This is a genomic window from Oryzibacillus soli, assembly GCF_051594765.1.
In the GTDB taxonomy this organism is placed as follows: domain Bacteria; phylum Bacillota; class Bacilli; order Paenibacillales; family NBRC-103111; genus Paenibacillus_AR.
The window spans coordinates 36340-55528 of record NZ_JBPPGJ010000007.1 but is presented as its reverse complement, the minus strand read 5'-3'; the positions used below and the strand labels follow the sequence as shown (position 1 = coordinate 55528).

The following is a 19189-nucleotide window of genomic DNA, read 5'->3' as shown; positions in this document are numbered from 1 at the left end:
GGCTCTCTGCTTAGCCGATTCCGGAACTACTGCTCCTCTTCAATGCCGATGCCGCTTGACTCCTATCCAATAGGAAAAGCGCATATATGGAAAAATTATAGTGTTTTTCCGCGGTACTTGTCAAGGGACGCGTCAAGTCCCTGTTATTCCACCTTCACCGCCACGAAAAAAGCCCGCCTCGTGTCTTCGTCCGTCTCGTCCCACCCAAAGTCGGAGTAGACGGTGATCCGCCCAAAGCCGGCTTCCTCCAGCATGCTACGAAGCGTCTTCAGCGGGTATGCCCGCTGCTCATGGATCTCCCGGAACCGGCTGAACTTGCCGTCGGCCGGGTCCCGGACGAAGAAGGTCAGCTCATGCTCGATGGTGCAGGTCTCCTCCTCCAAAGCGGAGAGCCAGATGTATGCAATGTCCGGCTCGTTCAGCACGAAGGGCTGGTTCTCCGCATACTCCTCCAGCGTACCGGGAGTGTGTACATCGAAGGCGAACCAGCCGCCGGGCTTCAGCCCTTCGTAGGTGCGGGCGAACAGCTCCGCCACATCCTCCTGTTCGGTCAGATAGTTAACCGAATCGCAGAAGGAGACGACCGCATCCACCGGCTCGTCCAGCTCCCACTCCCGCATGTCCTGCTGAAGCCACATGGGGTCATCCGCCCCGCTGCCGAAGCCGGATTGCCGGCGGGTCCGGTCGCTCTTCTCCCGGGCGATGGCCAGCATCTCCTCCGACAGGTCGATGCCGTACACCCGGCACCCCAGTCCCGCCAGCGGGATGGCGATGCTGCCGGTGCCGCAGCCCAGATCCGCCAAGGTCCGCGGCTTCCCGTATCGGCGGAAGCACTCTTCCGCGAAGCGTATCCAATCTTGATAAGGCATGTCCGCCATCAATCGGTCATAGACCGACGCAAATTTCCCATACGCCATTGGTGAAAGCTCCTTTTTGTCCCAACCATCGAAATTCCATCGCATCAAAAACGGCTTCAACCCCGTTAAGGCCAAAGCCGTTCTCCCAACAAACCTTATGTGGCCGACTCCGGCCCCTGCTCCGCCGCCCCGGTTGTCTCCGCCGCTCTTGCGGCTTCCTCCGCCTGCAGCTGCTCCAGCGCCTCCGGCTTCAGGTAGGTCCAGTTCTCCTTCTGATAGACCAGTCCTTCCTTCATCAGCTTGCCCAGCGCCCGCTTGAATGCGCCCTTGCTGATCTTGAACCGGTTCAGGATGATGTCCGCCGGCGTCTGGTCCGAGTAGGGCATCGCCCCGTTAGGCCGCTCCCTCATGACATTCAGGATGGCCTCGGAATCCTCATCCCGGCCCACATGCTTAGGCTGCCGCGTGGACAGGTTCACCCGTCCGTCCTCGCGGACGAAGACGACTCTGGCCTTCACGGTCTGTCCCAGCCGCAAGAGCCCCGTTCTCTCTGAAGAGTGGATCATCCCGATAGCTCCGAAGCCCAGCACGCCCCCGTCGATCAGAACGAAGGTGGCATCCTGCAGGGGCTTGTACACCCGGGCCTCCACCCACTGGTTCTTCCAGGAGGAAGGAGCGGGGAAGGCCTTGGGAGCCAGCTCCCGCTCACCGGCCAGACGGGCCAGCATCCGGCCTTGTTTGTCATGGCCCAAGGTGACGAATACCTTGTCCCCCACCTCGGGACGGAGCTCCTTCAGCTCGGGCAGATCCCGGAAGGGCAGGAGCAGATTGCGCCCGATCCCCATATCCAGGAATACACCGAACCGCTGGTGGATGTCCACCACCTCAAGGAGCTGCGTCTCGCCCAGACGGATGAGAGGCTCCTTCATTGTAGCGGCCAGACGGTCTTCCGTATCATGGAAGAGGAACACTTCGATGTGCTCCCCTTGCTGGATCTTGCCTACGGTCTCGGAGTAATGCAGGAGCACGTCCCGGTCACCGTCCGTTAAGAAGTAGCCGAAGGGAGATTTCTCCCGGGCCACCTGAAGCCTGGCTTTCGTGCCCGCTTCGAGACTCATACCCGCTCAACCACTTTCGCGTCGGACCACAGACGCTCGATATTATAGTACTCCCGGTCATCCCGGTGGAACACATGAGCGACTACATCGCCCAGATCCACCAGCACCCAGCGGGCCGTATTCATACCTTCGATGCCGCGGACCAGAATGCCCTTCTCGTCGGCACGCTTGCGGATTTCGGTTGCAATGGCCTGCACTTGGGTCTCGGAATTACCATGGCAGATGACAAAATAGTCGGTGACCATAGACAGGCCCTCCAGGTTCAAGGCGACGACATCCATCGCTTTTTTGTCCTCGGCGGCGTCCACGACCATGGTCATGACGGAATCCGGCTTATGCTTCATAGGGTATCCTCCCGATTCGCTTGATTAGATTTCAATTCCTCCAGCAGTGCGTTGCGCGACAGCACGGTCAGCGGGTAAATGGCGCTCCCCTTCTCCAAGAGGAAGGAGATGGTGGAATCGAAGCCCGCCACCAAAGCATTCTCTAAGCTATGTTCAGCTAATTTGCGTATTCTATGCACCCCTGGAAAGTCCCGTCCAGGCTCGATATAATCGGCCAAGCAGACGATTTTGTCCAGCAGGGTCATGCCTTCTCGGCCCGAGGTGTGCCAGCGTACGGCATCCAGCACCTCCGGGTCCGTAATGCCCAGCTCCCCGGGAATAACGGCTGCGGCAGCCGGACCATGCCATAAGGCTTTGTCATGCCCGAGCAGATCTCCCGCCGCGTTATGCCGGAGAAGCGCATCCTTTTGCTTGTCCACGGGCCAATATTTGCAGTAGTCATGCAGCAGGGCCGCCAGCTCCGCTTTGACCGGGTCGCCGCCAAAGCGGCCAGCCAGCTCCACGGACGACTCCATGACCCCAAGGGTATGAGCCCACCGCTTCTCCGGCATCTGGCTCCTCACCCGTTCCTTCAGACTATCCATGCCGAGCGCCATACAAGCCCCTCCCCTCGATAAACCGCCGGACCGGATCCGGCACCTGGTACCAGATCGAGCGTCCTTCACGCAGGCGGTTCCGAACCTCGGTGGAGGACAGCTCCATCTGAAGCATCGGGACCAGCATCACTTTGCTGCGGATCTCCTCCGGCAGCAGGTGAAGCTCCGCCTTCCAGCCCGGACGCGCGAGACCGATGAAGCCGATCATTCGCGTGAGATCTGTAATCCGGTACCACTTTGGCAAATACATGACCATATCCGCACCGATGATATAAGAAAAGTCCACCTGCGGGTGCTCGGCGGTCAAGATCGCCAACGTGTCGTACGTATAGGAGGTGCCGCCTTTCCGTATCTCGATATCCGTGACGCGGAAGGAGGGATGGCCCTCCACCGCCAGCCGGACCATCTCCAGCCGCTCCTCCGCGGAGGCAAGAGGGCCATGAGCTTTGTGCGGCGGCACATAGGAGGGCATGAACCATACCTCGTCCAGTCCCGCCGCCTCCCTCGCCTGCTCCGCCGCCAGAAGATGCCCCAGGTGGACCGGATCAAAGGTGCCGCCCATAATCCCGACCCTCATCCGAACCCCTCCTTCAACCGCCTGAACCATCAGGGGAGCACGATTTTTTTGTTGTCCCGCGATTCCTTGTAGAGCACCACGGTCTTGCCGATGAGCTGGACCAGCTCGGCGCCGGTTCCTTCCGCAAGCTCTTCCGCCACAGCATGCTTGTCGTCGTCGTTATTGGTCAGGATGGAAACCTTCAAGAGCTCCCGAACCTCCAGTGCCTCGGCGATGCTCTTCAGCATGTGGTCGTTAATGCCGCCCTTGCCGACCTGGAAGATCGGATCCAGATGGTGGGCCTCCGAACGGAGATATCGTTTTTGTTTGCCTGTCAGCATAATAGCCGTCCCTCAATTCTGTCTATATGTATATGTGAGCAGGATTGCCGATTATTCGGCCAAGGAGCGCTCCACAATCTCCCGCATTGCTTCTACGGGCGCCGGCCGGCCCGTCCAATATTCGAACGCATAGGCTCCCTGGTGGATGAACATGCCCAGACCGCCGTGGATTCGGGCCCCCTTCGCTTCCGCCTCCCGGAGAAAACGGGTGATCCGGGGATTATACACCAGGTCGCTGGCCAGAATGCCGCCATGCAGAAGCTCGGTGTCCATCGGCAGCTCGTCCACCTTCGGGGACATGCCCGCTGCCGTCGTGTTGATGACGATATCCGCCGCGGTAAGCTGCCGGGAATCCAACCCGGCCGTACCGATGCCCTCCGTTGCAGCATAGGCCGACATATCGGCGGCCAGCTCCACCGCTTTCTCGGCGGTACGGTTGGCAATGGTGATCCGGGCCGCACCCTCCTTCGCCAGGGCATAAACGATGCCCCTGGCAGCGCCGCCGGCGCCCAGCAGCAGCACCTTGGCTCCATTAAGCTTGACGCCCGTTTCATCCTTCAGGGAACGCACATAGCCGATCCCATCCGTATTATACCCTTTTAACGTGCCGTTCTCATTGACGATCGTGTTCACGGCACCGATGGCCCGTGCCCCTTCATCGATCTCGTCTAAGTACTCCATGACCTCCACCTTGTACGGAATGGTCACATTTACGCCCCGGTAGCCCAAGGCCCGGATTCCCGCCACGGCATCCTTCAAGGTGCCCGGACGAATATGGAATGCTGCGTAAGCGGCATTGATTCCGGCCGCCTCGAAGGCCCGGTTCAGCATCAGCGGCGATTTGGAATGGCCGATGGGATCCCCGAACACCCCGTACATGACGGTGCGGCTGTCAATGGCCCGGATACCCGGTGTTTTCACGATCTCTTCCATGCTTCTATCCCCTCCCCATGGGATGTCCCGGCGGTTTTACAAGAGCGGAGAGCGGACAGCCACCTTCACGCCCTTCGGCGCGTGGATGACGAGGTCGGCCCCGACGGTGCTGTTCACGGTAATCCAGCCAAGACCGGAGATGAGAATCTCCGTCTCCGCCCCCTGCTTGGCACGGATCGGGTGCTTGGTCCACTCGGGCAGAGCCTCCACATCCTCCAGCACAGGCGGCGTCAAGAGCTCACCCTTGTGCTCCGCGAACAGCTCGTCCGCCCGCTCCAGCTTGGTCCGGTGGATGTTGACGCCACCGGACATGTAACAGGTGAAGGACTGCCGGTCGCCTTTGATGAAGTCGAACCGGGCCATGGCGCCGAAGAACAGGGTCTGTCCTTCGTTCAGCTGGTACACCATGGGCTTCATCGCCTTGTCCGGCAGAACGGACTTGATGTAGCGCTTCGGCAGAAGCTCCGTCATCCGGTGGCGGTAGACGATTCCCGGCGTATCGATGATGGAACGGCCATCCTCCAGCGGAATCTCCACCAGGTCCAATGTCGTTCCGGGATATTGGGACACGGTAAGCTCCGCTTCCAGATCGCTGTAATCGTGGATCAGACGGTTGATCAGCGTGGACTTGCCCACGTTGGTAGCGCCGACCACATATACGTCCCGGCCTTGGCGGAACTCATCCACCGCCGGCAGCAACCGGTCGAAGCCCTGGTTCTTCCGGGCGCTGACCAGAATGGTCTCCACCACCTTGAGCCCGTTCTCCTTCACCTGCTTCTGCACCCAGTTGCGGATCCGGTTCCAATTGCTGACCTTCGGTAGAAGGTCGATCTTGTTTACGACCAGGAGCACCGGATTGTTGCCGATAAAGCGCTGCAGCCCCCCGATCAGGCTTCCCTCAAAGTCGAATACATCCACGATATGGATGACCAGCGCCTTCTTCGAGGCGATGGAGCCCAGCATATGCAGGAAATCGTCCTGGTTCAGCGTTACGCTGGACATTTCATTATAGTGCTTGATGCGGAAGCAGCGCTGGCAGATGATCGGCACCTTGGCCAGCGCCGACTCCGGAATATAGCCGATGGCGTTCGGATCCTCCATCTGCAGATGGGCTCCGCAGCCCTCGCAATGAAGCTTCTCTTCGGTTTCTAACATGAACGTACCCCCGTATTCTATTTCATCCGTTTGATGGCCATCCGCTCGATGCGCCGGTTGATCCGGGTGAAGAAGCCTTCGTCGGCCGACGCGATCGGCTTGACCAGTATGGTATACAGCCCCAGCCGGTTGCCGCCCAGCACATCCGTCAGCATCTGGTCTCCGATGACTGCCGTTTGTCCCGGATTCAGCTTCATCCGCTCCATAGCTTGGCGGAACGCCCGATTCATGGGCTTCCTTGCACTGGGAATGAAAGGAACGACAATAGGGTCAGCAAAAGCGCTCACCCGCAGCCTGTTGTTATTCGAGACAATCACCACCTGGAAGCCCCGATCCTTCACCAGCTTGAGCCAGTCCACCAGCTCCGGCGTGGCCAGAGGCTCCTTCGCACCGACCAAGGTATTGTCCAGATCGGTAATGATTCCCCGGATTCCCTGCTTCCACAGGGTCTCCAGCGGAATATCATAAATCGTATCCGCGTTCATCCGCGGCAGCAGCATATTCAAGAACCCCATAGTTCCCCCCGAGCATCCTTCTTGTCTATACGTGAAACTATACCATACATATCCTTTTTGTTGCAAAGCGGGCTTTCACCGTTCGACACCATCCCCTGGAACGCGCAGCGTCCGCCTTCCCGGCAGGCGGGTCGGCGGACGCTTGAACGCAGATTACATGGCCTTCTTCAGCTTCTCCGCAATGGCTTCGGCACGGCTGCATTCTTCGCCGGTCACACCATGGGGACTGTACTTGGCTTTCTCGAACAGGAGCAGCAGCTGCTCCAGGTCCGGCGACAGCCACAGATCCTTCTTCTTCAGCCGCACAATCGTTTCCCGCGCCGTCTCGTGTTCATAGACGGGGAAGCCCCGGCGGCGGAATTTGTTCATCAGCTTCGTATAGATCTGGACCACCTTGTGGTTCGGATCGGCCGTCCGTCTTGCCGGAAGCGCCAGCTTCCCGGCCCAAGGCAGCCGGGGGAGACGGCGGCGGAAGATCCACAGCACGATCCCTGCAGCGGCCAGAATGACGGCGGCGCTCACCCAGATCCAGCGGCTCGAGGCAGCCTCTCCGGCATCAGCCGGCGCATTGTCGGTCTCGGTCGCCGGAGTCAGACTCTCCAGATCCAATTCTACCTTCTGCTGGGCACGGGGGAGCACGAAGCCCGAAGTGGGCTCGAACGGAATCCATCCGTATCCGGTAAAATACAGCTCCACCCAAGAGTGGGCGTCGGAGTTGCGGACCGTATACGTGCCGGCTCCGTCCGGATCCTGCAGCGCCTCGATCGGAACTTGGCCGAAGGAGAGGTCCTCCAGCTCATTGTAGCCGGTCGAGTAGCCCTTGACCCAGCGGGCGGGGATGCCCAGCGAACGGCTCATGACCGCCATGGCGGAGGAGAAGTAGTCGCAATACCCTTCCTTAACCTCGAATAGGAAGCGGTCGACGAAGTCCTTGCTCTTGCCCAGCTCCGTCTTCGGCTTGTTCGTGTAGGGGTAGGTCTTCTGCAGATACTCCTCCAGAAGCTTGGCCTTCTCGTACGGGGAGGCCGAGCCGGCCGTCACGTCCTGAGCCAGCTGCCGCACCCGGGCGGGCAGGTCACGGGGGAGCTGCAGATATTCGTTGAACTGATTCCGGTTCTGGATATCCGGAATCTTCTTCAGCTCCTCTCCGTCGATGACGGGCACCTGGGATTCGACCACATAGGTTTTGGGATAAGCAGCCTTGCCCGACTCATTGAAGCGCAGCTCCGACTGCCGGGAAGCCCAACGGACCCGGTCCGGCACCGTCTTCTCGCCGTTCACACTCTCCACCTTGCTGATGGGGAACGCCCCGAAGAGAACCGGGAACGTGTCGTCATCCCGAAGGATGCTTATGGTCTGGCGGACCGTAACGGTCTTCAGCAGGCTCGTGTTGAACCGGGGGTCCTTGGCCAGCTCCGCTCCTGGCGGAACAACACCCGTCGGCGACTGCTTGTCGCCCTCGCTCTGCAGCCAGCCTTCGCCATTGTACAAGGACCGGGTTTCCCCCCGCCAATAGCTCTTGTGGTCCGTCTCCACCGAGAGCACCGGAGAGTAATCGAAATCGAAGCCTCCGCCCAAGCTGCTGTCATTCCGGCTGTATCCGGATTCGGAGCTTCCCGGAGAGGAGAAGATGCCGTTCTCCCCGAACAGCGCTTTGCCGAAGGACGGCACCTCTTCTCCCTTCCACATAAGATAGGCGGAATACGGATCTCGCACCATCGGCGGGATGTTGGGCATCAGGAGACCCGGGATGATGGTTAACCCGATCAGCAGGGCGATGGTGGCCAGCAGGGTTCCGGGGTACTCGGCGAGATAAGCCCAGCCGGCCGGATTCCTCTTCTTCAAGCCGCCGAAGTGCTGGACCGTCAGGAGCATCAGGCCGCAGAAAATGACCATAGCCGTCTCCTCCCAGAGCACCAGCAGGCTGAAGGAGTCCCGGACGGCCAACACCAAAACGCTGCCTACCGTCAAGATGCCGATGCGGATCCGGGAGGACATCATCCATACGGAGAGCACATAGACCAGCCAGGCTCCCAAGCTGAACCAGATGAAGGGATGAAGCTGCCAGAAATTGTCGTATACCCAATCGCCGAAGTCCTTCATGCTGTGAAGCTTATAAAAGACCGGCTTATAATCGCTGAATATGGCATTGGCCGCAAGCAGCACCATAACCTGGGAGCACCGGATGAACCAAGGGTTCCGCCGGGGCAGGAGCTCCAGGGCGAAGGTCAGGAATAGACTCCACTTGACCATCGTGACCGTTTCGGGCCACCATAGCCCTTCCTCGGAGGCGAGCCACGACACATACTGCATCAGGAAAGCCAGCGTGAGGATAGCGGTCAGCCGCCTCTGCCAATCCTGCAGCAGGACGCGAATCCATAACGCTTCTTTATCCAACGGCTGCACCTCCCAGAGCGGCCGGCAGCTCGTCAAGCGAGCGGACCGCGTAGCCCATATAGCCCATGGATTGCAGCTGCTTGCACCAGGCTTTTCCCTCCTCGGCGGAGCCGTTCAGCCAGATATGGCAGGGAACCATCTGACGCTGGTTCAGCCAGGCCAGCGCCTTCAGAACCGCCTCCCCCTTCTGGGGTGTGACGAGGATCATGCAGCTGCCGGGATCGAACAAGCGGACCCGGTCCTCCAACACCCTCTGAAGGGGGTGGAAGCCGTCGTGAGCGACTTCGATAAGATGGTAGAGCATGCTCCGGATACCGTGCTGATTTCCCTTCGGCTCAAAGTACACCGAGTCCGAGCCTACGGAGAGCAAGCCCAGTGAGAGCTCCCGGTTCTTCCCGTATTGAAGCAAGGAGGCTGCCACGGACACAGCCAGCTCGAACTGTTCCGGATTCTTGTAGCTTCTCTGCTGCCGGTCCAGCAGCACCACCGTTTTGGGAAGGGATTCCCTCTCGAATTCCTTGGACTTCAGAGTCCCCGTCTTGGCGGTGGCGTTCCAGTGAATCCTGGACAGCCGGTCGCCGTAGCTGTATTCGCGCACGCCGTTGATCTGCGTGGTCTCCCGGTTGGCCCGGGTCGTCACGGTATGGTGGTGCATGCCCTTCAGCATCCGGTGGAGCTGCTTCCACTCCTTAACGGGCACGGTCTGGGGAAGCACCGTGAACGAGAGCGGCAGGTTCAGCTTGCCGCTGTGCTCGAAGATGCCGAAGATATCCTGCGTGGAGCAGTCCGTTCCTTCAAAATGGTAATATCCCCGCATGAGAGGCGGCGTCTGGTACTCCAGCTCCCCCTTCCGGCTCCAATCCGGAATGAGCGAGGCTTCGAAGTCATGGCCTCCGCCGTTCTTGCGCACGAGCCGGTCCCGGATCATCACATAGGGCACCGGCCAGAAGCCGGGAATCTGCAGCTTGATCCGGACACGCACGGGAGAGCCCGCTTCCACGGCGGATTCCGCCGACTCCGAGTCCAAGATCCGCTGTCCGGACACCCGGGTGATCCCGCTGTACCGGCCCAAGAATAAGTATAAGTTCAATACCGCTACGATGACGAACACCATCAAGGCAAGCTTGCCGCCCTGGAACATCATAAAGAAAAGGCTGGCTCCCAGACATCCGAGCACGAGCACGGTTCTGGCCGTCGAACGGGCGGGCTGCCGGACTCCGATCTTGGCATGGGAGATCATACGATCAACGCTCCAATCGGACCGGTGCGCGTACCTGCCCCAAAATGGACTCCAGAACGGATTGCACCGTCGCTCCGTCCATCCGGGCTTCCACATGCAGCAGGATGCGGTGGCCCAAGACGAACGGCACCAGCACCTTGACGTCGTCGGGGATGACGTAATCCCGTCCCTGCAGGAACGTATACGCCTTCGCGGCTTGGACCAGTGCAAGGGTGGCCCGCGGACTGGCCCCAAGGAAGACGGAGGGGTGCTCCCGGGTCTTGCGGACCAGGGTCACCGTATATTCTCCGACGGCCTCATCCATGTGGAGGGCTCGCACCTTGTCCTGGAGCTCCAGAATCTTCTCAGCGGCCGCAACCGGTTTCAATTCATGAATCGGATGGCCCTTGCTCTGGGAGAAGATCATCTTGTTCTCCGTCGCTTCATCCGGATATCCCAAGCTGAATTTCATCATGAACCGGTCCAGTTGGGCCTCGGGCAGCACATAGGTCCCTTCGAAGTCGATGGGGTTCTGGGTGGCGAGAAGCAGGAACGGCTGCGGCAGCTCATAGCATTCTCCGTCCACGGTCACGTGGCGTTCCTCCATGGCCTCCAGCAGGGCAGACTGGGTCTTGGTCGTCGCACGGTTGATCTCGTCCGTCAGCAGCACATTGGTCATGATCGGGCCCGGCCGGAACAAGAACGCTTCATTCTTCGGATGATAGATGGAAACGCCTGTAATATCCGTAGGAAGCAGGTCGGGATTGCATTGGATGCGGCGGTACTGACCTTCGATGGAACGGGCCAGCGCCTTGATCAGGACCGTCTTCCCGGTTCCGGGCACATCCTCCAAGAGCACATGGCCTCCCGCCAATAGCGCGGTAAGAAGAAGTCCGATTTCCTGACTTTTTCCCATAATACAGGCTTCGAGATTCGCTTTGATCTGATTCATCATCAGGATGTCTTCCTGCAGTACGGCCTCCATGTCTGTTCCTCCTCGTGTGTAATGCTGTAGCATCTATGGCAAGATTACCTTCATCCCGTTTCCTCGTCTGTCTGCTCCCGTTGGTCCGATGAAGTTTTTCTCATTATATCATTTCTATATTACAGATTTGTAATAAGTTCGTATACAAGCAGGCATTGGCAAAAACTTTGTAGGAATCTCCATCCGGCCCTTGAGATTTTTCGTCATCTTGCACAAAACACCGGGCCCGCCCGCTGACGCGCCGTTTCGCCGGACATGCAAAAAATCCGGCCGGGGCCGGATTTGAGTTCAATGGAAAACGGAGGGCCCAAGGCCCTCCGTCATCCGGCAAGCCGGCTGTGAAGGAGCTGGAACAGCTGCTCCTTCGTCATCGGCTTGTAGTACAAGTATCCTTGGGCCAGCGTACAGCCCAGCTTCTGAAGATGCTCCGCCTGGGTAGGGGTCTCGACCCCCTCCGCAATGGTCTCGAGCCGGAGCGTCCGGGCCAGCGAGACGATGGCCGTCGTAATCGGCGCCTCGCCCCCGTTCAGGTCGGTGACGAAGGAGCGGTCGATCTTCAGCTTGTCGATCGGGAACCGGTTCAGGTAGTGCAGCGAGCTGAACCCTGTTCCGAAATCGTCGATGCTGATCCGGACCCCCAAGTTCTTCAGCTGCACCAGCACCCCCAGCGCATGGACGGGATCCATCATCATCGTCTCCGTAATCTCCAGCTCCAGCAGCCGGGGCTCAAGCTTCGTCTCCTGCAGAACGGAACGGACCGTATCAGCCAGGTCCTCCTTGCCGAATTGCAGGGCGGACAAGTTCACGGCAATTCGAAGCGAAGACAGTCCTTCCCGCTGCATCTGGCTCATATCGCGGCAGGCTTGACGGAGCACCCAATCGCCGATCTCCAGAATCAGCCCGGTTTCTTCGGCGATCGGGATGAATTCCATTGGCGGAATGTACCCTTTGGCCGGGTGCTTCCACCGGATCAAGGCTTCGGCCGCCGTGATCTCCCCGGTTTCCATCAGCACCTGGGGCTGGTAGTGCAGCTCAAACTGTCCCTGCGCAAGCGCCAATCTTAGCTCCTGCTCCAGCCGAACCCGCTGCTCCGCCTTCTCCTGCAGGCTCGAATCGTAGAATCGAACCGATCCGCCGCCTGTTCTCTTGCCGATGTACATGGCCGCATCTGCCTTGCGGATCAATGTCTCCTCATCGGTTCCGTCCTCCGGGTATAGGCTGATCCCCACACTGATCCCCACCTTCACGGGGATATCCTTGCAATAAATCGGCCTTTCCAGCGCCCGGACAAACCGGGCGGCCAATTCCCCCGCTTCCCTGCGTCCCAGAACATCCGGCAGCAGAACGATGAACTCGTCCCCGCCCCACCGGGCCAGCCGCCCCCCCTTGGGCAGCTCCTTCAACAAGCGCTCGGTGCAGGCCTTCAGGGCGGCATCGCCTGCCGAATGGCCCAGGCTGTCATTGATGGGCTTGAACTTGTCCAGATCCATGAAGAAAACCGCCGCCCGCCCTTCCCCTGCCGCGGATAGCCAGCGGTTCAAGCTGCGCAGGAACCGCTTCTTGTTGGGCAGGCCAGTCAGTTCGTCGTAATACGCCAGACGATAAATGGTCTCCTCCTGCCTCCGCCGGTCGGTGATGTCACGCAGCGCCACCGCTCTCGCCGTCTCGCCGTTGAAGAGGCAGATGTTGACATGAACCTCCAGATCCATAACCTCGCCGTTATGGCGTCGGCCGCGGAGGCGGTAGACCTCCTGGACGTTCGCCTTCATCTTCGATTCAATGATCGGGTAGTCCTCCGGCAGGATCAGCGGGAAGATCGTGCTGCCGATCATCTCGCCGGCGGTATAGCCGAACATGGCACAGAGCGCCCGGTTTACTTCCAGGATAACACCGTTGCGGTGGATGACCATGCCTTCCACATTGGAATCAGACAACGTCTTGTATCGTTCCTCATGCCGAAGCAGCTCCCGCTGCTTGGAAGACAGGATCAGCTTCTCCATTCTTGTCCGCAGATACAGCCAGTATGTACCCAAGATCACGAGATAAGGGATCAGGAGCAGGCCGTAGCCCTTCAACCGCTCCATCCCCATTTGAGCGTTCACCTTCTTGCCGTCCAGTCCGACGGCTATGACAGCGGCAACGCTGCCGTCATCTCTTCGGACTGGGGCGAAGGTGCTTAAGCTTAGTCCCCGGTCGTCATCGGTGGGCTTGCTCTGCGTGCTGGTCAATCCGGCGAACGCATGGTCAAGCTCTGGAAGGCGGGCGTAATAGCGCATTCCGAGAGGCACTCTGCTTTCCCTCCGGCCGTCAATGCGTCCATTCCGGTTATAATCCTTTTCCGGTCCCAATATGTAATAGGGTCTCCCCGAACCGTCCTTGTTCAACACATACATGGATTGGATCCCGGGCTGCTCCATCATCCACTTGCGAAGCATCTCATTCAAGTATGTGTAGTAGTTGCTGACGTCGGGAGTCCGTTCATTCAACGGCTCCAGCTCGAATTGGCTCAGCATGCCGGCGTAGGCAACGGCCAATGCTTCGACGGAGCGCTTCATCTCCTCACGCTCCGATCTTTCCAGCGCCCCGGCTAAGGCTGTCCCCGCGGCGGTCAGCAGCAGCAGGGCTGAAAGAGCAGTGAAGAAGGGCCTCCGAAACGGAAGGTGAATTCCGTTGCTCCGCATTTCCGCCCTGTACATTCGGAGAACCGAAAGATGGAGGATCACGAAGATGACTCCAAGAATGACGGCAAAGAAGAGGTACTCGGTCGTTATAGCAATGATGATCCTCTCCTTTTAGAACGGTATCGACTCCCTAATTGTATACGACAAAAAAAGCCTCACTCCTGCTTTCCGGGTGGGCTTCATGACAATTATTATCGAATTTTGTCGTTTAATATTACTGCATCAACCTTTGGGCCGGAAAAACAATGCCGCCAGGAAGGAAAAGACGATAGCGGCGGATATACCCGCGCTGGTCGTTTCGAAAATGCCCATGACGATGCCGATGAAGCCGTGCTGGTCCGCATGCTCCAGAGCCCCATGGGTCAACGCATTGCCGAAGCTCGTAATCGGCACGGTTGCCCCAGCACCCGCGAAGGTGATGAGCGGATCGTACCAGCCCAAGCCGTCGATCAGCGCACCGACTACCACCAGGGTGCTCATCGTATGAGCCGGCGTCAGCTTCAGCACGTCCATCATGAGCTGGCCGATGACACAGATGGCGCCGCCGACAAGAAAGGCCTTTACGAACATCATGACGGTATCCACGTTCTCACCCCCTCCCGCTCTCAATGGCCACCGCATGGGCGATGCCCGGGATGCTCTCTCCTTGCTGGAAGGAGATGGGCGACAATAGCGCCCCGGTCGCCACAACCAGGATCCGCTTCAGTTCTCCGGCCTGCAGCCTGCGCAGCAGAGGGCCATAGGTGACGGTGGCTGAACACCCGCACCCGCTCCCGCCGGCTTGAACGGACTGCCTCTCCCGGTCGAAGATCATGAGGCCGCAGTCCCGGTAATCCGTCTCTCCGATGGGAAAATGATGGCGGGCGAACAGCTCCCGCGCGATGTCGTACCCTACAGCCGCCAAGTCTCCGGTCACAATCAGATCATAATGCCCCGGAGTGATGCCGAAATCCCGGCAATGGGTCATGATCGTGTCCACAGCAGCAGGAGCCATGGCGGCCCCCATATTGAAAGGGTCCTTGATTCCCAAGTCGACGATCCGGCCGATCGTCGCCCGTACGACCCGGGGCCCGTCCCCCTCCGTGCCGATGACCGCCGCACCCGCCCCCGTTACCGTATACTGCGCCGAGGGGGGCTTCTGGGACCCATACTCCGTCGGATAGCGGAACTGCTTCTCCGCCGTGCAGTTATGGCTGCAGGTACCCGCAAGGACATGCCGGGCCGCGCCCTTATGGACCATCATGGAGGCTAAGGCGAGTCCCTCCATGGAGGTGGAACATGCCCCGAAGATGCCGAAGTAAGGAATCCCCAATGTGCGCGCCGCGAAGCTGTTGCTGATGATCTGGTTCAGGAGGTCCCCGCCGACATAGAAGTTGATGAAATCCCGATCCACTCCAGATTTCCTTACCGCTTCGTCAGCTGCGTCGAGCATCAGCTTCTTCTCCGCTTTCTCCCAGGTTTTCTCGCCGATCTCCATGGTGTCATGCACGATATCGAAATCCTGTCCGAGAGGCCCTTTTCCTTCCTCCGGACCGACCACGGCAGCTGCCCCGAGAATTACAGGGCCCCGGTCAAAGCTCCAGCTCTGGCGTCCCACCAGCATCCCGCATCACCCTCCGTAAGTAAAGATCCAATGCAGCAAGCCTACAAAAAACGCAGCAACGGTACCGAATACCAGCACGGACCCGGCCAGCTTGAACATATTGCCCCCGACGCCCAGCACCAAGCCCTCGCTCCGGTGCTCCAGCGCTGCGGAGCACATGGAATTGGCGAAGCCCGTAACCGGAACCCCCGTACCGGCCCCCGCCTTCTGGGCGATATTATCGTAGACGCCTAGGCTCGTCAGAATCACCGAGATCAAGATCAAGGTGGTTACCGTAGGATTGCCGGCCGTCTTCTCACTGAAATGAAAGATGCGAATAAACAGCTCCATCAAAGCTTGACCCAAGATGCAGATGAGGCCTCCCACCACAAAAGCGACCAAACAATTGCGCAAAACCGGCCGTTTCGGCTCCATTTCCTTCGCCAGCTTCTGGTATTCCCGCTGCTGCTTTTTGCCCGATCCATTCCCGTTTCCCAAGACTCCCCGCTCCTTTCACCAGTTGTTTTTGCGAAGCCGCCGACGCTTCCGGGGAGGCACTTGATCCCGGTATACATCGATATACAAGCCGCCGTCCTGGTCCGCTACGGCCAGGAAGATTTGACCTGGCACAAACTGCCGCTTCTCCAGTTCCCTCATCAGCCAGGTGCGATCCAGATTCAGGTATTCAAGCCCATCTTCCAGCACTTCCCCGTCCATCATAACCGCTTGCGGGGGTTTCTTGCGGCCGGGCTTCATACCGAGGGAGGCAGGAGTCAACGGCTGTCTCTCATCCTTCAAGAGGACGCTTAGCTCTCCGCTTGCCTCGAGAATGGCAAATTCCACATCTGCGGGGTTGAAGACCCCCTTCGTCCGCAATTGCTCCAGCAGCTCGTCTGCAGTATACCGCTCCTTCCCGAGATTGCGTTCCAGCACCCTTCCGTCCTGGATCACTACCGTCCCGCGTCCCTCCAGCCAGCCCCGGACCCGTCTGCTCTTCATGGCCAGCTTCTCAGCAGCCAGCGGCACAATAAACCAGACCAGCATGGCGGTAACTCCATGCCAGTAGTTATTCTCCAGATCCGTGGACATGAAGCCCGCCAAATCGCCGATGACGATGCCGGTGACATACTCGAAGAACGTGAGCTGAGAGATCTGCTTCTTCCCGAGGATTCTAGTCAAGACAAACAGAAACGTGATCGAGCCGAGAGCCCGAACGGCCATATATCCCCAGTCCGGCACTGTAGCGTTACTCCCTTTCTGTACAGATGCTGTTTCACTAATTGTTTACAGCCGCTTCAAGATTTATGAATACCAAAAAAGAAACAGCCCGGTTACCCGGGCTGCCGAAGCTGCAGCTACATCCACAGTATAAGAACCAGCACCAACAAAACAAACAAAACCAACACCAATAAAGGCAAGCGGCAGGCTTCCATCCGGCAGGTCTCCCGTCTATATGGTATGACCCTACATCGTATGCCGCAGCGGGCGCAGGGGGAACCGGATCATGGGCACTTCAGGGCTTCAGAAGCTGCAAGCGGCTCTTCTGGATGGAGACGATCAGCCGGTCCATCTCTTGGCTGACCTCCAGGACGCCGGGGTCGCGCAGGTTTCCCTTCTTCTCATCCACAATCCGGTGGAGCTTGTCTGTAAGCAATTCTAGCTTGTAATAAAGATCCCGTTCCTGCAAGCCCACACCCCCCGAAAAATTCCCAGCATCGGAAAATAATTTCGAAGTCAGTATACGATGGCCCAAGATTCGTTATCTGTGATGAATGTCACTCGTCAATCGAAAAGTTTTGCTCGATCTGCAGCCCCTCTACATGTCTCTTGCCCATCTGCTTTCTGGCCTTCCGGACATCCACGCTTTCGAAGACGATATCCAGATCATAGTCCGCTCCGGGGTACAGCTCCTCCTTCGGAATATAGGGGGCGAGCCGCTTCCGGTTGAACACCAGCTTCTCCTTCTTCACCTGCACGACGACCATTCCCTTCTCGTCGGCGGCACGGTACACGATGCCGGCCCGCTTCAGCGGATGAATCCATACGCTGTCCCCGACCGCGAATTCCTGCTGCATCCGCTCCTTCTCCTGCTCCCGCTTCGGACTACCGTCCTTCCGGCCGGGCTGCGTCCTCTTCTGCAGGGTGCCGGGTGCGGTGGACGGCGGGGGGACCTGGAAGACGTCCGTGTTCCGGGCTTTGGCCCCTGTGATCTCCTTCGACCGCTCAATGACGGCCGGGTCCATCCCCAGCTTCAGCGCGATCTGGAACGCATAGCTGGAGCCCGCTTCTCCGATGGTCAGGCGGTATAACGGGGACAGCGTCTCCGTATCGAATTCCATCCGGGCATTCCGGAAGCCCGGTGTCACGGCGGCGAAATCCTTGATCTCATTGTAATGAGTAGTGGCGATAATGGTGGCGCCGCGGCGGTACAGCTCCTCGAGCACGGCGATGGACAGTCCGATGCCCTCCCCCGGATCGGTTCCCGTAGCCAGCTCGTCGAGCAGAATCAAGGTGCCCGCGTCCGCCTCACCCAATATGGTGATGAGCTGCTTCACATGGGCCGAGAAGGTGCTGAGCGAATGCTCCAGGCTCTGGCCGTCGCCGATATCCGCCTCCACCGCCCGGAAGACGGAGAACTCGCTGCCTTCCTGTACGGGAACCAGCATGCCGGATTGGACCATCAGGGTCAGGAGACCCACGGTCTTCAGCGCCACCGTTTTGCCCCCCGTATTGGGGCCGGTAATCATCAGTGCCCTGCAATCACCACCGATGGCAAAATCCAGCGGCACCATTTTGCTTCCGAGAAGGGGGTGCCTCCCCTGCCGGATGACGATCCGTCCCTCTTCGTTCAGACGTACGGAGCGGGCGCCCATGTCCGTTGCCAGCTTGGCTTTGGCGAACAGGAAGTCGTAATGGCCCACCGTCTCCATGTCCGACCGTATGGCATATTCCTCTTGCTCCACCAGCTCGGTCAAACGGGCCAGCACCTTCTGCTCCTCCATGCTCTCCTGGAACCGGAGCTCGTTCATCTCTGTTTGGACAACCGCCAGCTCCGCCGGCTCGATGAATACGGTCTGCCCGCTGGACGACTCATCCAGCACCGTACCGGGAAGCAGCTTCCGGTGTTCCTTCTTCACGGGGATGACGTAACGGCCGTTGCGCTGGCTGATGATGGTCTCCTGCAGCAGCTTCTTGTGCTTGTTCAGGATGGAATCCAGCTTCTTCTTCAGGCGTTCCTCCTGGACCATAATCATCTTGCGCACCTTAGACAGCTCCGGGCTTGCCGCATCGGCCACGCGTCCGTTGCGGATCGAGCGCTCCAGCTCCTCCGCCAGGCTGCTGTAATCCCGAAGCGAGCGGGCATACAGGCTGACGCTGGGGGAGACGCTCTCCCATCGGGACATAAACCGTTTCAGCTGCGACACGGACCGGAGAAAGGTCAGCACCGAGGCGAAATCGTTCTCCGCCAGCACATACCCCTTGCCTAGATGGCCCAGCACCCACTCCATACCCTCCATGGAAGGAAGCGGAATGCTGCTGCTTCTGTGATAGAGATCCAAGGCTTCCTCCGCTTCATCCAAGCGCGCTTGGATCTGGCCGGGCATGCTGGAGGGCGTCAAGCCCTCCGCCGTTCTTCTTCCGATGTCCGACACCGTGTATTCGGCTAATCTGGCCGTAACCTTGTGATATTCCAAACGCAGCAGCATGCTTTCTTTCATCATGTTCGAATCCCTCCGCAATATATTAGTGGAAACGCCAAAAAGCAGAGAACGGCCATCCGTCCTCTGCTCGTATACACCGGGCAAACCTGTCGTGCGGAAGGATAAAACAAAAAAGCCGTGCGCAAGAGCACGGCTTGATTCATCCTTCGAAGCAGGCTGCCTCGGATATGGATCAGGGTCCGTATGTT

19 protein-coding genes are annotated in these 19189 nt (G+C 59.0%); all 19 read right to left on the bottom strand.

Features of this window, described 5'->3' with window-relative positions; translation table 11 throughout:
* Positions 1–143 precede the first annotated feature (143 nt).
* Positions 144–917 carry a class I SAM-dependent DNA methyltransferase gene (locus ACSEXW_RS10940; protein WP_438446185.1) on the bottom strand — a complete coding sequence of 258 codons (774 nt, stop codon included), beginning with the start codon at positions 915–917 and terminating at the stop codon, positions 144–146.
* Positions 918–1012: 95 nt separating this feature from the next.
* The gene (locus ACSEXW_RS10935; protein WP_438446184.1) at positions 1013–1975 is read right to left on the bottom strand and encodes a CvfB family protein; all 963 of its coding nucleotides are present in this window, start codon (positions 1973–1975) and stop codon (positions 1013–1015) included.
* Positions 1972–2319, bottom strand: coding sequence for a ribosome silencing factor (gene rsfS, locus ACSEXW_RS10930; RefSeq protein ID WP_438446183.1), 348 nt, complete (start codon positions 2317–2319; stop codon positions 1972–1974). Before rsfS ends, ACSEXW_RS10935 begins: the two co-directional genes overlap by 4 nt.
* Positions 2316–2915 (bottom strand): bis(5'-nucleosyl)-tetraphosphatase (symmetrical) YqeK, encoded by a 600-nt coding sequence (gene yqeK, locus ACSEXW_RS10925; RefSeq protein ID WP_438446182.1) that lies wholly within the window; start codon positions 2913–2915, stop codon positions 2316–2318. Before yqeK ends, rsfS begins: the two co-directional genes overlap by 4 nt.
* Positions 2896–3492 carry a nicotinate-nucleotide adenylyltransferase gene (locus tag ACSEXW_RS10920; RefSeq protein WP_438446181.1) on the bottom strand — a complete coding sequence of 199 codons (597 nt, stop codon included), beginning with the start codon at positions 3490–3492 and terminating at the stop codon, positions 2896–2898. Before ACSEXW_RS10920 ends, yqeK begins: the two co-directional genes overlap by 20 nt.
* Before the next feature lie 29 nt (positions 3493–3521).
* A complete protein-coding gene (yhbY, locus tag ACSEXW_RS10915; RefSeq protein WP_438446180.1) occupies positions 3522–3812 on the bottom strand; it encodes a ribosome assembly RNA-binding protein YhbY in 291 nt (96 codons plus the stop codon).
* Positions 3813–3863: 51 nt separating this feature from the next.
* On the bottom strand, positions 3864–4745 hold the full coding sequence (gene aroE, locus ACSEXW_RS10910; protein ID WP_438446179.1) for a shikimate dehydrogenase: 882 nt from the start codon (positions 4743–4745) through the stop codon (positions 3864–3866).
* Positions 4746–4781: 36 nt separating this feature from the next.
* Complete coding sequence (yqeH, locus tag ACSEXW_RS10905; RefSeq protein ID WP_438446178.1) at positions 4782–5900, bottom strand: ribosome biogenesis GTPase YqeH; 1119 nt, start codon at positions 5898–5900, stop codon at positions 4782–4784.
* A gap of 17 nt (positions 5901–5917) precedes the next feature.
* On the bottom strand, positions 5918–6415 hold the full coding sequence (locus ACSEXW_RS10900; RefSeq protein WP_438446177.1) for a YqeG family HAD IIIA-type phosphatase: 498 nt from the start codon (positions 6413–6415) through the stop codon (positions 5918–5920).
* Between the two features lie 153 nt (positions 6416–6568).
* Positions 6569–8812 carry a transglutaminase TgpA family protein gene (locus ACSEXW_RS10895; RefSeq protein ID WP_438446176.1) on the bottom strand — a complete coding sequence of 748 codons (2244 nt, stop codon included), beginning with the start codon at positions 8810–8812 and terminating at the stop codon, positions 6569–6571.
* Positions 8805–10052 (bottom strand): DUF58 domain-containing protein, encoded by a 1248-nt coding sequence (locus ACSEXW_RS10890; protein ID WP_438446175.1) that lies wholly within the window; start codon positions 10050–10052, stop codon positions 8805–8807. Before ACSEXW_RS10890 ends, ACSEXW_RS10895 begins: the two co-directional genes overlap by 8 nt.
* Before the next feature lie 4 nt (positions 10053–10056).
* Complete coding sequence (locus ACSEXW_RS10885) at positions 10057–11016, bottom strand: AAA family ATPase (RefSeq protein WP_438446174.1); 960 nt, start codon at positions 11014–11016, stop codon at positions 10057–10059.
* Between the two features lie 320 nt (positions 11017–11336).
* Positions 11337–13571 (bottom strand): bifunctional diguanylate cyclase/phosphodiesterase, encoded by a 2235-nt coding sequence (locus ACSEXW_RS10880; RefSeq protein ID WP_438446173.1) that lies wholly within the window; start codon positions 13569–13571, stop codon positions 11337–11339.
* A 348-nt stretch (positions 13572–13919) separates the two neighbouring features.
* On the bottom strand, positions 13920–14270 hold the full coding sequence (gene spoVAE, locus ACSEXW_RS10875) for a stage V sporulation protein AE (RefSeq protein WP_438446379.1): 351 nt from the start codon (positions 14268–14270) through the stop codon (positions 13920–13922).
* A gap of 16 nt (positions 14271–14286) precedes the next feature.
* Positions 14287–15300, bottom strand: coding sequence for a stage V sporulation protein AD (gene spoVAD / locus ACSEXW_RS10870; RefSeq protein WP_438446172.1), 1014 nt, complete (start codon positions 15298–15300; stop codon positions 14287–14289).
* 6 nt (positions 15301–15306) lie between these two features.
* Positions 15307–15777: a stage V sporulation protein AC gene (gene spoVAC / locus ACSEXW_RS10865; protein WP_438446171.1), complete on the bottom strand. Its 471-nt coding sequence runs from the start codon at positions 15775–15777 to the stop codon at positions 15307–15309.
* 15 nt (positions 15778–15792) lie between these two features.
* Complete coding sequence (locus ACSEXW_RS10860; RefSeq protein ID WP_438446170.1) at positions 15793–16518, bottom strand: DUF421 domain-containing protein; 726 nt, start codon at positions 16516–16518, stop codon at positions 15793–15795.
* A 274-nt stretch (positions 16519–16792) separates the two neighbouring features.
* Complete coding sequence (locus tag ACSEXW_RS10855) at positions 16793–16966, bottom strand: Spo0E family sporulation regulatory protein-aspartic acid phosphatase (RefSeq protein WP_438446169.1); 174 nt, start codon at positions 16964–16966, stop codon at positions 16793–16795.
* Between the two features lie 88 nt (positions 16967–17054).
* Positions 17055–18998, bottom strand: a complete 1944-nt coding sequence (locus ACSEXW_RS10850; RefSeq protein ID WP_438446378.1) for an endonuclease MutS2 — start codon at positions 18996–18998, stop codon at positions 17055–17057.
* Positions 18999–19189: the final 191 nt, after the last annotated feature.